Source organism: Priestia sp. FSL R5-0597, from assembly GCF_038006305.1.
In the GTDB taxonomy this organism is placed as follows: Bacteria; Bacillota; Bacilli; order Bacillales; family Bacillaceae_H; genus Priestia; species Priestia zanthoxyli.
The window spans coordinates 2,623,010-2,636,203 of the sequence record NZ_JBBOUZ010000001.1 but is presented as its reverse complement, the minus strand read 5'-3'; the positions used below and the strand labels follow the sequence as shown (position 1 = coordinate 2,636,203).

At 38.5% G+C, this 13,194-nt stretch carries 13 protein-coding genes; 12 read left to right on the top strand and 1 reads right to left on the bottom strand.

Annotation, left to right across the window (positions count from 1 at the left end):
* Nucleotides 1–19: 19 nt before the first annotated feature.
* Nucleotides 20–556 (bottom strand): IseA DL-endopeptidase inhibitor family protein, encoded by a 537-nt coding sequence (locus MKX72_RS13430; RefSeq protein ID WP_014459798.1) that lies wholly within the window; start codon nt 554–556, stop codon nt 20–22.
* Nucleotides 557–848: 292 nt separating this feature from the next.
* Between MKX72_RS13430 and MKX72_RS13425 the strand changes: the two genes are divergently transcribed.
* The 12 genes from MKX72_RS13425 (at nt 849) to MKX72_RS13370 (ending at nt 13,082) form a co-directional block, all read left to right on the top strand.
* Nucleotides 849–971 carry a hypothetical protein gene (locus tag MKX72_RS13425; protein WP_013057357.1) on the top strand — a complete coding sequence of 41 codons (123 nt, stop codon included), beginning with the start codon at nt 849–851 and terminating at the stop codon, nt 969–971.
* A 299-nt stretch (nt 972–1,270) separates the two neighbouring features.
* Complete coding sequence (locus MKX72_RS13420) at nt 1,271–2,506, top strand: Zn-dependent hydrolase (RefSeq protein ID WP_155008050.1); 1,236 nt, start codon at nt 1,271–1,273, stop codon at nt 2,504–2,506.
* 167 nt (nt 2,507–2,673) lie between these two features.
* Complete coding sequence (locus MKX72_RS13415; protein WP_028408271.1) at nt 2,674–3,312, top strand: response regulator; 639 nt, start codon at nt 2,674–2,676, stop codon at nt 3,310–3,312.
* Nucleotides 3,313–3,316: 4 nt separating this feature from the next.
* Nucleotides 3,317–4,435: a sensor histidine kinase gene (locus MKX72_RS13410; protein ID WP_048019178.1), complete on the top strand. Its 1,119-nt coding sequence runs from the start codon at nt 3,317–3,319 to the stop codon at nt 4,433–4,435.
* A gap of 101 nt (nt 4,436–4,536) precedes the next feature.
* Nucleotides 4,537–5,475 carry an ABC transporter ATP-binding protein gene (locus tag MKX72_RS13405; protein WP_028413090.1) on the top strand — a complete coding sequence of 313 codons (939 nt, stop codon included), beginning with the start codon at nt 4,537–4,539 and terminating at the stop codon, nt 5,473–5,475.
* Between the two features lie 19 nt (nt 5,476–5,494).
* Entirely contained in the window at nt 5,495–6,601 is a 1,107-nt protein-coding gene (locus MKX72_RS13400; protein WP_155008051.1) for an ABC transporter permease, read from the top strand.
* Nucleotide 6,602: 1 nt separating this feature from the next.
* On the top strand, nt 6,603–7,751 hold the full coding sequence (locus MKX72_RS13395) for an ABC transporter permease (RefSeq protein ID WP_155008052.1): 1,149 nt from the start codon (nt 6,603–6,605) through the stop codon (nt 7,749–7,751).
* Nucleotides 7,752–7,996: 245 nt separating this feature from the next.
* Nucleotides 7,997–9,187, top strand: coding sequence for an iron-containing alcohol dehydrogenase (locus MKX72_RS13390; RefSeq protein ID WP_155008053.1), 1,191 nt, complete (start codon nt 7,997–7,999; stop codon nt 9,185–9,187).
* A 45-nt stretch (nt 9,188–9,232) separates the two neighbouring features.
* Entirely contained in the window at nt 9,233–10,666 is a 1,434-nt protein-coding gene (locus MKX72_RS13385) for a GntP family permease (protein ID WP_155008054.1), read from the top strand.
* A 213-nt stretch (nt 10,667–10,879) separates the two neighbouring features.
* Nucleotides 10,880–11,206, top strand: coding sequence for an IDEAL domain-containing protein (locus MKX72_RS13380; RefSeq protein WP_028413094.1), 327 nt, complete (start codon nt 10,880–10,882; stop codon nt 11,204–11,206).
* Nucleotides 11,207–11,325: 119 nt separating this feature from the next.
* Nucleotides 11,326–11,898, top strand: a complete 573-nt coding sequence (locus tag MKX72_RS13375; RefSeq protein ID WP_155008055.1) for a DJ-1/PfpI family protein — start codon at nt 11,326–11,328, stop codon at nt 11,896–11,898.
* A gap of 71 nt (nt 11,899–11,969) precedes the next feature.
* Nucleotides 11,970–13,082 (top strand): CdaR family transcriptional regulator, encoded by a 1,113-nt coding sequence (locus MKX72_RS13370; protein ID WP_155008056.1) that lies wholly within the window; start codon nt 11,970–11,972, stop codon nt 13,080–13,082.
* The last annotated feature ends 112 nt before the right edge of the window (nt 13,083–13,194 follow it).

Sequence of the window (13,194 nt, the reverse complement as noted above, 5' to 3'; positions counted from 1 at the left end):
ACCTTGTTTTTTATATTGCTTATAGTACAGCATCAAACTTATTTACTTTCCACTGTGAACCAGATTTATAAAATGTAACGGTGCGTTTTACACTTCCTCCGTCAACTGTTGGAACCGTAAATTGATAAGAGCGAACATCGGCGCGTTGATAAGTTAGTTTTGCTTTTGCTTTGTTCCACTCTAGCATGCTGAATCCGTCACCGACAGGACGAGCAAGCTTTCCATTATATGTGATGTAGCGATAATTTGTTAATCCTTTTTGAATAGCACTGTTTGTAAACGTTTCAGATAAGTAGCTTACTAGTTTGCTTTTTGTATTAAAATCTTGACAAAGATATGAGTACTGAGTGCCTTTATAATTAAATGTTTTTTGAGTACATAAATTACCTTTAGATCCATGAAGTGCATTCCAGAAATGGTTGCTTGCGTTTGCTGCAATTTTTACCGCATTAGTCGTTGATAGATTTTGTGATGCTGCTTGAGCTGTAACTCCTGTGCTTAGTGAAAAGAAAAGAGCAAGTGATGCTAAGATTATTCCAAATTTTTTCATTTCCATTTCCCTCCTACTCATTCATTGAAATATATGTAACATTCATGCTGTTAATATTACAATTGTTACATTTATATTACAATACTTCTTTAAAGAAATAAAGAGTATTTCTTATATATGTTTGAATTATTCCCGTATTTTCTTAAATAAAACGTAGAATTAAAAGAAAACATATAAACAGTATGTCAATTATGTGTCACATATTTCGTCGCTTTACAAGTTCGTATATAATAGGAATAAATCGATCAATATGCTGATTTAGATAAATAGGTCAGGCACAAAAGGAGAACGTAAACTAATGGGTGTTTCAGAAGTGACATCAGGAATTATTATTACCACTGCCGTAATTGCTATTGTGATTATTACAGTTGGTGTTTTGGCTACAATGATTGCGATTGCGAAGAAAGCAAATAAAAAGTAAGTGTGTAGAGGAGAGTTAGTATAATAACTAATTCTCTTTTTTTTGAAAAAAACCTATCGCTATTTTTATAATAAAAATGCATAAATAACGCGTGCATTATTCATAGAAAAAAGCAGGAAATTTACGTTTTGAAGCTAATAGATACATAAGGCAAGCTGCGCACTTTCATTACAAAAACAATGGAAGGGGTTCTAACAGACTTCAAGTGATATCGCCTATTTTATGTCATAATGAATGATATTCATTAACACAGCATCTTAGACGCACTTTATAACCAAATAATGAGGAGAGTGGTTGAGTTGCAACGACAAAAAGTAGCAGTGAATGGAGAAAGGTTAAAAAATACGCTTGAACGATTTGCCGATTATGGACGAACACCTAATAACGGTGTAACCCGCCTAGCGCTGTCAGAAGAAGATCGCCTAGCACGAGATTATTTTTGCTCATGCTGCCGGGATCTTGGAATGGATATTAAAATCGATGACCTTGGATGTATTTACGCCACGCTTGAAGGGCTAGAAGATAAGCCGCCTATTGTGATTGGCTCACACATGGACAGCGTAAAAAAAGGCGGAAGGTTTGATGGAATCCTCGGTGTAGTTGCAGGGTTAGAGTTAGTAAGGACGCTGGTTGAACATAATATTAAGCCGAAGGTGCCGATTATGATTGTTAACTTTACGAATGAAGAAGGAGCGCGTTTTGAGCCTTCTATGATGGCTTCAGGTATTTTATCGGGCAAGTTTCAAAAAGACGTTATGATGAAGAAGACAGATGTTGACGGCGTGACGTTTAAGCAAGCCCTTCAATCATGCGGATATGAAGGCGATAGAAGTAACCGTCTTACTGAAGCATCGGCATTTGTAGAATTACATATTGAGCAAGGGCCTATTTTAGAAAGAGAAGCCAAATCAATTGGTGTAGTCGAGTGCGTGCTCGGAATGGTATGCTATGAAATTGAAGTTACGGGGGAGTCAGATCACGCCGGTACGACGCCGATGGATATGCGGAAAGATGCGCTATTTGCAACTAATAACCTGATTGCTGAAGCTCGTCATGAGCTCGGCAGATTGGATTCAAATTTAGTCTATACAATGGGGCGTATGAACGTACTGCCTAATATTCATACCGTTATTCCAAATAAAGTGATTTTTTCGCTTGAAGCGAGACATACGGATGAAGATGTCATTGCATCCGTGGAAAAAATTATTCAATCACTGCCTGATCAAGCGGAGCTGTTAGAAGGGTGCGAAGTGCGGGTGACCAAGCTTTGGGGACGCGATACCGTGTGGTTTGATAAAACGGTTTGTGATGAAGTGGAAGAGTCGGTTCGTTCGCTAGGGTATTCCTACAAGCGAATGGTCAGCGGAGCTGGACATGACGCACAGTTTTTAGCTAGCTATATTCCGACGGCTATGATTTTTATTCCGAGCGTAAACGGAAAAAGTCATTGTGAAGAAGAGTTCACTCCTTGGGAAGAATGCGAAAAAGGTGTAAACGTACTTTTAGAGACGGTGATTAAGTTAGCTCAGAAGTAACAGGACGAAAGAGTAAACCTGCGGAGGTTTGCTCTTTTTTAGTGCTTAGAAAGACTGCAAACTATCGCATTGAACTTTTGGTTTATTATGGCTACAATAAATGAGAAGCATCCAGATGGATGTGAAAAAAGGATGTGAAAAAAAGTGAGATCTTCTCACTTGCAGAAATGAAAATTACTATTATTATTGCAGATGATAATTCGTTTATTCGAGAAGGAATGAAAATTATATTAAATACATACGAGGAATTCGACGTTGTCGCTACTTTAAAAGATGGTCAAGAAGCCGTTCAATATTGCAAGAATCACTCCGTCGATATTGCATTGTTAGATGTAAGAATGCCTGTTATGGACGGTGTAGAGGCTACAAAGCTTATTTCAGAGTCAACGAAAGCAAAGCCGCTTATTTTAACTACGTTTGATGACGATGAATATATTATTGATGCTGTAAAAAACGGAGCTAAAGGCTACTTGTTAAAAAATACAGAGCCAGAGCGCATTCGAGACGCAATCAAAAGCGTGTTCAACGGACATACGGTGCTGCAAGATGTTGTGCTTGATAAAATCAAATCGAGTTTAAACGCTGCAACTGAGCGCGAGTCCAAAGCGGATATGACACAGTTTACCGAGCGTGAAACGAGCATTATGACGCTGATTGCCAAGGGGCTTTCAAATAAAGAAATTTCTAAAACGCTTTTTATTTCAGAAGGTACCGTAGCAAACTATATTAGTTCGATTTTAAGTAAAACGGGACTTGAGCACCGTACTCAAATTGCTATTTACTATTTAACCGGTAAAGGGAAGTAGGACTATGGAAGTCGGATTAATGATGACCAAGCTCATCCTCATGCTGTTTTTGGCTATTACGTACATTCAGTTTAATTATGTACACTCGATTTCAGCTATTGTGTTAGCACTGCTTCTTTACAGCTGTGTTAATATCGCCGCGTCTATTGTGAAAAAGAGCGCGTTCAAGCGCATGCTTATTGCTTTTTCAATTGTCCTTATTCTATATTGTGCGTATCAACTTCATCCTTTGTTTTTTCTTCTTTTGCCGCTAAACCTTTGTGAGCTTATTGGAGAATCAATCGTAAAAAAATGGATGGTGCTGCTTGTATTGCTTCCAGTGCTGCTAGTTCCCTCTGATATTAGAGCTCTGTATGTTTTAGTCGCTGCGTTTACTTTTTTTATTTACACAGGAGCAGCTATCTATCAAAAGCGGACAAACAATTATGAACAAAAGCTTGATGAAATGAGAGTAAGTATGCAAAAGCTGCAAAAGCACGTGAATGAAAATAAAGAGTATGTGAGACAGTCTCAATATGCTTCAAAATTAGAAGAGCGAAATCGACTATCGCAGGAAATTCATGATAAGATTGGTCATTCAATGACAGGAGCACTTATTCAAATGGAGGCAGCAAAGCACGTAATGAAGCAAGACGAGGAAAAAGCGCTGTCTCTTCTTCAAAATGCGATTACGATTTCGAAAGAAGGCATTGAAGAAATTAGGTTAACGTTAAAAAGTATAAAGCCTCCCGCTGAGCAAATAGGAATCAGCCGTCTTAAATTATTTATTGGTGAATTTGAGGCTAAGCATAGTATCGCAATGCCTCTTGTATACAAAGGGAATTTAGATCTTATCACGCCTCTTCAGTGGAAAATTATTCATGAAAATATAACAGAAGCTATTACAAACGCTTTAAAATATGCAGAAGCAACGATGATTGCCATTGAGCTTCACGTACTAAATAAAATGGTGAAAGTAGAAGTCAAAGACAATGGAAAAGGCGCTCACTTGTTTCAAAAAGGACTTGGCATAGCAGGAATGGAAGAGCGCGCTGCTTCCATTAACGGAACGGTGATTGTTGACGGAGCAAACGGATTTTCTGTTACCACACTGCTGCCGATAGGTGAGAAACTTCATACGTAAATAATGAGATTTCTCATGGGGAAAAGGTGAACTTATGCACTGACGTAAGTTTGCCTTTTTTTCATAAAATAAGGATATACCAACACACTAGAGGTGAAATGATGAACGTATTATCCATTCAAAAATTAACAAAGAAATTTGGAGATTTTATTGCGGTAGATAATTTATCTTTACAAGTAGAAGAAGGAGATATATTTGGATTTTTAGGAACAAACGGAGCAGGAAAAAGCACAACGATTCATATGGTAGCTAGTCTTCTTCAAAGCAACAGCGGCGATATTGAAGTACTTGGGAAAAATATAAAGAAACACCGAAATTTCGCAAAGATGAACATCGGAATTGTTCCGCAGGACTTAGCGATTTATGAAGATTTGACAGCCTATGAAAATGTGAAGTTTTTTGCAGGACTCTACGGATTAAGAGGATCACTTCTTAGCGAACGAGTCGAAGAAGCTTTAGCGTTTGTAGGGCTTTTAGATAAACAAAAGGCGTATCCGAAAAGCTTTTCAGGAGGAATGAAAAGAAGGTTAAATATCGCATGCGCAATTGCTCATCGCCCTAAGCTGATCATTATGGATGAACCGACGGTTGGCATTGATCCTCAGTCGCGAAATTATATTTTAACATCTGTAAAAAAGCTAAATGAAATGGGAAGCACAATCATTTATACGAGTCACTATATGGAAGAAGTAGAAGAGGTATGTACAAAAATTGCAATTATTGATCACGGCAAAATTATTGCTGAAGGAACAAAAGAGCAGCTGAAAGCGATTATCACCGATACAAAAGATATTTGGATTGAAGTAAAAGAAGCAGACGATATAGATTGCAGCGGTCTAAAGGAAATTCCAGGCGTAACAGCCGTTACCTATGAAGATGGAATCATTAAAATTAATTCAAGCGCCGAAGTGAATAACTTAAACAAGGTCATTCATTATTTAATGACGCATCATATCGAAATTAAAGCAGTTAAAGAACAAGCCCCTAATTTAGAGACGGTCTTTCTGACGCTCACAGGACGCAGTCTAAGAGATTTATAAAAGAAAGGAGGAATAACGAATGAATATTATTGCAATTGCTTTGAAAGAAATGAAAAGTGATCTGCGAGATAAGCGTGCATTTATCTTTATGATTCTTTTTCCGCTAGCTCTTGTCCTTATTTTAGGAACAGCTTTGTCTCAAGCCTTTAATAACGACATGACGATAGACGATAGCTATGTTCTCTATAAAATCGACACAAGTAATGAAGAATCTGCTGCTTTTAAGCAGTTTGCTGCACATGCAGAAAAATCGGGCATTCACTTTAAAGCGTTGAAAAAAGATCAGGATGGAAAAAAAGAAGTAAAAGAGCAGCGGTATACAGCTTATGTAGAAGTGAAAGACGGAGGCATTGATCTCTACGGAAATGAAGAAAACAGCATTGAATTTAACGTGGTGCAAGGTATGTTAAGTACATTTGTTGATAAGTATAACGTGGCTATGGAAGTGGCCAAAGTAAATCCTCAGCAAGTCGAGAACCTGCTGCGTGCGTCTAAGCATGACTATATTCAAGAAACATCCCTTCATTCTCAAAAACAGCCAAATTCAATAGACTACTACGCTATTTCAATGACCACCATGATTGTTTTGTACGGATCTATCTCAGCGAGTTATTTAATTAGAGGAGAGCGTATGCGAAATACAGCAATTCGATTAGTAGCCGCACCGATTAAAACCGCTGAAATTTTTGTCGGGAAAATTTTAGGCACTGTTTTGGTTCACGCCATTTGTGTATTAGTCGTCATTATGTCGACTAAATATTTTTTTGATGCGAATTGGGGAGATCATTTACTCTTAGTACTCGTAATGTTAGTATCTCAAATTCTTTTTGCCATTAGCTTTGGACTAGGAGTTAGCTACCTTACGAAGACGGAAGCGGCGTCAAGAGCAATTATTATGGTTGTGATTCAAGTGTCGTGTATTGTGGGAGGAACCTATTTTCAAAATGGATCTGGAGAAGGCTTCGTCAATGTATCACCTTTAACCTGGATGAATAATGGACTTATTAAATTGATTTATACAAATGATATCGGCGCTTCTCTTTCAGTTATCGGGTTGAATGTAGGCTTCTCTATTTTATTCTTGGGCACAGCCATTGTGCTTTTGAGAAAAAGAGAGGGGTTATAACATGAAAAATATCATGTGGCTTGTCACAAATATGCTGAGAAATATGCTGCTTAGAAACAAAAGGACGCTTGTACTTGTTATTGGTTTGCCTATTGCAGGTATTTTGATGTCCGTTCTTATTTATGGAAATACAGCAGGGACTTCGGTGAATATCGGAGTTGTCAATCACGACTCAACGGATATCTCAAAAGACACCGTTCAGTTTTTAAAAGGACTGCATAAAACAAATGTTAAAATGCTCACGGCCAAAGAAGTGGATCATGAGATTACGTCAAAGAAAGTTGATGCTGTTATTACTTTTGAAAAAGGGTTTTCTGAAAGCGTCAAAGCGAACAAACCAGATCATATTACGATTACTTCGATAAAAGGAGCAGAAGTAACGGTCTTTATTAAGTCTTATTTGTATCAATATATTGATAATGTTTCTGCGCTTAATCAAGCAGCAGGCGGCAATGACGCTGCGTTTAAACAAATGTATGAGAGTTATCAAAAAGCGCCATTCCACGTCTCTACGCATGCACTCAAAGACAAAGGAACCGATCAAAACATTGTCAAGCAGACAATTGGGTATTTAATTATGTTTATGCTTTTTTCTGCCGTAAATCTATCGGCTCTTATCACAAAAGAAAAAGAGCAGCGCACGTATTTTAGACTGCTAGCTTCGCCAGTCAGTGCAAGGCAATACGTGATATCTAATGTTATGACAAATATGATTTTATTAACTTTGCAAGTAATGATTACACTTGTTTGTATTACGACTCTTTTTCATGTAGATATGAACATTCCTGTGTGGCAGCTATTTTTTATTTTAGTTTTGTTTGGGCTAGTAGCCATTGGCTTGTCGCTTGTAATCGTTGCTTTTACAGAAAGCTCAAAAGCGGCAAACGGCCTTCAAACGCTTATTATTACGCCAACTTGTTTACTGTCAGGGTGCTTTTTCCCTCCTGAATTTATGCCGGATGTGATGCAGAAAATAGCCGACTTTCTTCCTCAAACGTGGGTATTAAGCACGTTGAAAAGTGTTCAACAAGGAGCCGCATTAAGCAGCCTATGGTTAAATATCAGCATTTTACTAGCTTTTGCACTCGTTTTTTTTCTGCTATCGATTTATAAATTAAATCGAAATAATACTGTTCAAAAGTTTATTTAAATGGTAAAGTCAGAGAATACCTCTGGCTTTTTTTGTAATTTTTAAAAAGTTTCAAAAAAAGATTGAAAAATATAAGATGAAATTTTAGAATGAAAGAGGAAAGGGGTATACAAAAAGAGAATAAATAGGGGAGAAAAACGAAGTCCATGTTGGTTTTTTGCACAAATAAATGAAATCGCTTACATAAGTCAGCATGAAAAGACGGAAGGAGAGATTGTCAGCGAGATAACAAAGGGGGAAAAACAGTGGGAATTTATGAACTACTTGTACCACGCACGGTTTTATATGGAGAAGGATCATTTTCTAAAATTGGAGAACAAGCTGCACTGCTTGGGACAAAGGCATTGCTTATAAGTGATGACGTTATGGCGAAAGCAGGCAATGTAGAAACTTGTCGTCGTTACTTAGCAGAGGCTGGCATGGACTGTGCCGTGTATACAGGCGTAAATTCAGAGCCGACAGATATTCATCTAGATGAAGCGCTTGCCATATGTAAAGCGGAGCAGTGCGATGTGGTTATTGCCTTAGGGGGAGGCAGCTGTATCGATACTGGAAAAGCGGTTGCCATTATGATGACAAATGAAGGGCATCTACGAACGTATTTTCAAAATCAACAAGATTTTCAAGGTAGTCCTCTTCCTTTGGTTGCCGTGCCTACGACTGCTGGAACGGGCTCAGAAGTGACGAAAGCGACGGTTATTACAGACACGGCGTACGATGTAAAAATGATGCTCGCAAGGCCTCAATTATTGCCTGATACAGCCATTGTTGATCCGTTATTAACTCTATCATGTCCAAAACACGTAACGGCAGCTACAGGAATTGATGCACTCAGTCATGCGGTCGAAGCGTATTTGTCTAAAAAAGCACATCCTTTTACGGATTCACTTGCGCTTCAAGCAATTGAGTTAATTATGAAAAATATTCGTCTTGTGTACAGAAATGGAGAAAATGTTCAAGCAAGAAACGAAATGGCCTATGCTTCTATGCTTGCGGGGATGGCGTTTTCAAATTCATCCGTTGCTCTAGTGCACGGTATGTCACGACCTATTGGCGCGTTATTCCATGTGCCGCACGGTATTTCTAACGCGATGCTCCTGCCTGCGGTTTTGGACTATACAAAAGAGGCTTCAATCGATCGTTTAGGTGAAATAGGACAAGCTCTTTTTCCGAACGTATCATATACAAAAAAAGAAGGAGCAGATGTGTTAATTGAAGCCATCAAGCAGCTTTGTATCGACTTAGAGATTCCTAATCTTCAATCGTGGGGCATTGATCGCCAGCTATTTTATGCGGCGGTTGAAAAAATGGCAGCGGATGCGATTCAAAGCGGAAGTCCTGCTAACCATCCGGTTGTACCGACGGCAGAAGAAATTATCCAGCTGTATTACACGTCCTATGAATATGAGTTTGAGTCTGCACTTTATAAGAAATAAGATAAATTCAAGACAAATTGAATGAGGGATGAAAGGGGAAACGTTATGGATTTGCTGATTATTTTGCTGTCTCTGGGGCTTTTGATGCTGGTTGCTTACCGCGGATTTTCAGTTATTTTGTTTGCTCCACTTTGTGCGCTGCTAGCCGTTATTTTAACGGAACCAAGCTATGCACTCCCATTTTTCTCAAACGTTTTTATGGAGAAAATGGTTGGATTTATTAAAAACTACTTCCCTGTCTTTCTATTAGGAGCAGTCTTCGGGAAGATGGTTGAAATGTCTGGAGTCGCTGAATCGATTGCGAAAACAATTGTTAAAGTCGTGGGGGCTAAACGTGCGATCTTGGCGATTGTTTTAATGGGAGCAATCTTAACCTACAGCGGCGTAAGTTTATTCGTTGTTGCGTTTGCAGTTTATCCGTTTGCGGCTAACTTATTCCGCGAAGCGAATATTCCAAAACGATTAGTACCGGGAACGATTGCATTAGGAGCTATTTCGTTTACCATGGATGCACTTCCGGGTACACCGCAAATTCAAAATGTTATTCCAACGACTTTTTTTAAAACAGACATCTATGCTGCTCCGACACTGGGGATTATCGGATCAGTTATTGTTTTTAGCTTAGGTCTTTGGTATTTAGAAAGTCGAAGTAAAAAAGCAAGAAAAGCTGGAGAAGGCTACTACGGATTTAATAATGAACTAGCAGCTGCTGCAGAGCTAGAAAAAGAGTCTGTACCTTCTACAGAACCTAAATATGAACCTAGCATAGCAAGACAGATTTTAGCGTTTGTTCCGCTCGTGCTTGTAGGGGTTGCAAACAAATTTTTTACTGTTTCTATTCCAAAGTGGTACCCAGACGGTTTTGATTTTGCCAAAATTGGCCTTGAAGCGTTCGGAAAAGTAGATTTAACCGCAGTTGTTGGTATTTGGTCAGTGGAGTTAGCACTTGTTATTGGAATTATTACGACGATTGCGTATGACTGGAAGAGAGTGACCACCGGTTTCCAAGCGGGTCTTAACGCAAGTATTGGCGGAGCGCTTCTCGCTGCGATGAACACGGGAGCTGAGTATGGCTTTGGAGGCGTTATTTCATCTCTTCCTGGCTTTGCAACCGTTCGCGATGGTATTTCACATACCTTTACAAATCCGCTTGTCAATGGAGCCGTTACGACAAACATTTTAGCCGGTATTACAGGATCCGCTTCTGGAGGTATGGGAATTGCGCTTAGTGCGATGGGAGATAAGTATGTAGAAGCTATTAATCAATACAATATTCCTCCTGAAGTTATGCACAGAGTTGTAGCGATGGCATCAGGCGGTATGGATACGCTTCCTCATAACGGAGCCGTTATTACCCTGCTTGCTATTACCGGATTAACCCACAAGCAGTCTTACCGAGATATTTTTGCCATCACTGTTATAAAAACGCTTGCATGTTTCTTAATCATTGGAATCTACAGCTTAACTGGACTCGTATAACAAATAAAGAGGCTGAGTGTAGTTGAAGAAAGATCCGAACGATAAATCGTTCGGATTTTTTTATTGTTGCAGTGATTTTGTATATCGAGCCTTTTGCTCTAAAACAGATTCTTTGACTTTCTAAACTGTAAGTATTATGATTACACTACTTTCTAGAATACTATATGCCGTTACATTAATTCTTAGCATGTTTATGAAGAAAGGAGAATGACTGTGAAGCTATTTGAAGGAAATTTAAAAGTAGGCGACTGGGTCAAAGGAAAGTCTCGCGACGGTGAACTTATATACGGATATATAAAAACGATTAATCCATCTAAAAAAGCCGCACTAATCAATGTAGTGAAAAGTGATGATGAAAAAATGGTCGGCACAACCATTGGCATGATGGATGAAAAAATAGAGAAGCTGCCCCTTCAAAAAACGGCGCACGAAGAGCAGATTCTTTCATTGATTGATCTTGCGCTGCTAACAAAAGACGAAGCTTGGTTTATTGAATTAACAGCTGAATTAAAAAGAGTACAAGATAAAAAGCAAGGCTGACATTCCTAGTAAAGGAATGAAGGCCCTGCTTTTTTTATTATTCCTAGGGGAAAAGCAGGAATGGAAAGCAGCTTGCGAGAAGAAGTAAATGACGACATTAAAAGAAAAGGTGATAAAAGATGAGTAAACGTGTCTTGATTTTAACAGGAGATGCCGTGGAGGCTTTAGAAGTTTTTTATCCGTATTATCGCTGTTTAGAAGAAGATATTCAGTGTACCATTGCCTCTCCCGTGAAAAAGAAGCTCCAAACGGTTGTTCATGATTTTCTTCCAGAAATGGAAACATTCACAGAAAAAACGGGATATAAAATTGATTCTCATGCTTCTGTAGATGAAATGGATCCCGCTGATTTTGACGGACTTATTATCCCTGGAGGACGAGCGCCTGAATATATTCGAATGAACACAAAAGTTCAGGAAATTGCCGCTCATTTTTTAAAAGAAAACAAACCTTTAGGCGTTATTTGTCATGGTCAGCTCGTGTTAACGACGGTTAGAGAGTATCTGCAAGACAGAGAAGTGACAGCGTATCCTGCTTGCCGTCCGGAAGTAGAAGCGGCGGGTGCTGTATTTGTTGAACAGACGCTCCACGTAGACAGAAACTTAGTAACCGGACAAGCTTGGCCGGATTTACCTAAATTTATGAAAGAGTTTTTTAACGTGCTAAAAAAAACTGAAAAAGTGAACGCATAATAAAAAAAGCGGGCTGAGAGAAAACCATTCTTTCAGCTCTTTTAATTGATGATAGGTGAGGTGTAAACAACGTGCAGCTAGTGTCTGAACTGTCGAAGAAAATTATAAAAGAAGTACAGCTGGTGATGAAAGAACATGTAATTGTAACGGATCCACGCGGAATTATTATTGCGTCTACAGAAGAAAAGCGGGTTGGTTTTTTTCATGAAGGCGCGTGGAACGTGATGCAAAAAAAGCAAAAACTATATATCTCTAAAAAAGAAGCAGCAGATTTAAAAGGAGTTAAGCCAGGAATTAATTTGCCTATCAGTTATCAAGGAGACATTATTGGCGTTATTGGCATTACAGGTACTCCAGAAGCTGTTGAGCCTTTTGCAGATATTATTCGAAGATTAACAGAGTTAATTATTCGCGAAGCATACTACATAGAAACAAAGGAATGGGAAAATAAAGGAGTAGAAGCTTTTTTTCGTGAATGGATTTATAGCCAGCAGGTAGATGCAGAATTTATTGAACGAGGTCATATTTTAGGAGTACAAGTAGACAGTCCTTATTGCTGCACGCTGTTTCAAATTGACTCATCTCTTTCGAAAAAGAAGCAGCAGCAGGTACAAGAAACAATTCGCTACTGGTTTGAAAGTCATAAAGGTGAAGGAGATTATATCGCAAATTGGGGATACGATCGCTTACTTTTACTGAAAGAAGCGGTAGGTGAAAAGGTAAGACAAGGATTTAAAGAAGAATTAAAAAAATGTCAGCAGCACATTCAAGCAAACAACCAAGTTATCATCACTATTGGTGTAGGAAAGCCAGCGGAGCAATTTGATTTGCATGCTTCATATGAAGAAGCAAAAAAAGCGCTTAAAGTAGCTTCAAAACGTCAAACCGTTGTTTTTTATGAGGAACTGCTGATGGACATGATTTTAGAAGACGTTTCTGAACCTGTAAAAAAGGAATTCTTAAGTCGAGTGCTTTCCGCTCTTTTAAAAGAAAAAGAGCTTCTCGAAACGTTGAAATGCTATTTATCCAATGATCAATCATTAAAAAAAACGGCAGTTGATTTACATATTCATATCAATACGCTTCATTACCGCTTGAAGCAAATGAAAGAACTAACAGACATTGATCCTAAAAGTGTAAAGGGTCTCACGCTTTTTTACCTTGCGCTGTCTCTACTAGAATAAAGTGCGCTATTCATTAGATAAACATACAAAAAATGAGTTTTTAAAGCGCTTTTTTTTAGTTTTTTATCCATAGTCCCTCGTGGCTTCTGCAACTATAATAAGATTAAGAGAT

Coding starts and splice junctions, on each gene's coding strand:
- MKX72_RS13375 (WP_155008055.1), top strand. CDS start 11,326: ATGAGTAAACGTGTCTTGATTTTAACAGGAGATGCCGTGGAGGCTTTA.
- MKX72_RS13425 (WP_013057357.1), top strand. CDS start 849: ATGGGTGTTTCAGAAGTGACATCAGGAATTATTATTACCACTGCCGTA.
- MKX72_RS13395 (WP_155008052.1), top strand. CDS start 6,603: ATGAAAAATATCATGTGGCTTGTCACAAATATGCTGAGAAATATGCTG.
- MKX72_RS13430 (WP_014459798.1), bottom strand. CDS start 556: ATGGAAATGAAAAAATTTGGAATAATCTTAGCATCACTTGCTCTTTTC.
- MKX72_RS13410 (WP_048019178.1), top strand. CDS start 3,317: ATGGAAGTCGGATTAATGATGACCAAGCTCATCCTCATGCTGTTTTTG.
- MKX72_RS13385 (WP_155008054.1), top strand. CDS start 9,233: ATGGATTTGCTGATTATTTTGCTGTCTCTGGGGCTTTTGATGCTGGTT.
- MKX72_RS13400 (WP_155008051.1), top strand. CDS start 5,495: ATGAATATTATTGCAATTGCTTTGAAAGAAATGAAAAGTGATCTGCGA.
- MKX72_RS13415 (WP_028408271.1), top strand. CDS start 2,674: ATGAAAATTACTATTATTATTGCAGATGATAATTCGTTTATTCGAGAA.
- MKX72_RS13405 (WP_028413090.1), top strand. CDS start 4,537: ATGAACGTATTATCCATTCAAAAATTAACAAAGAAATTTGGAGATTTT.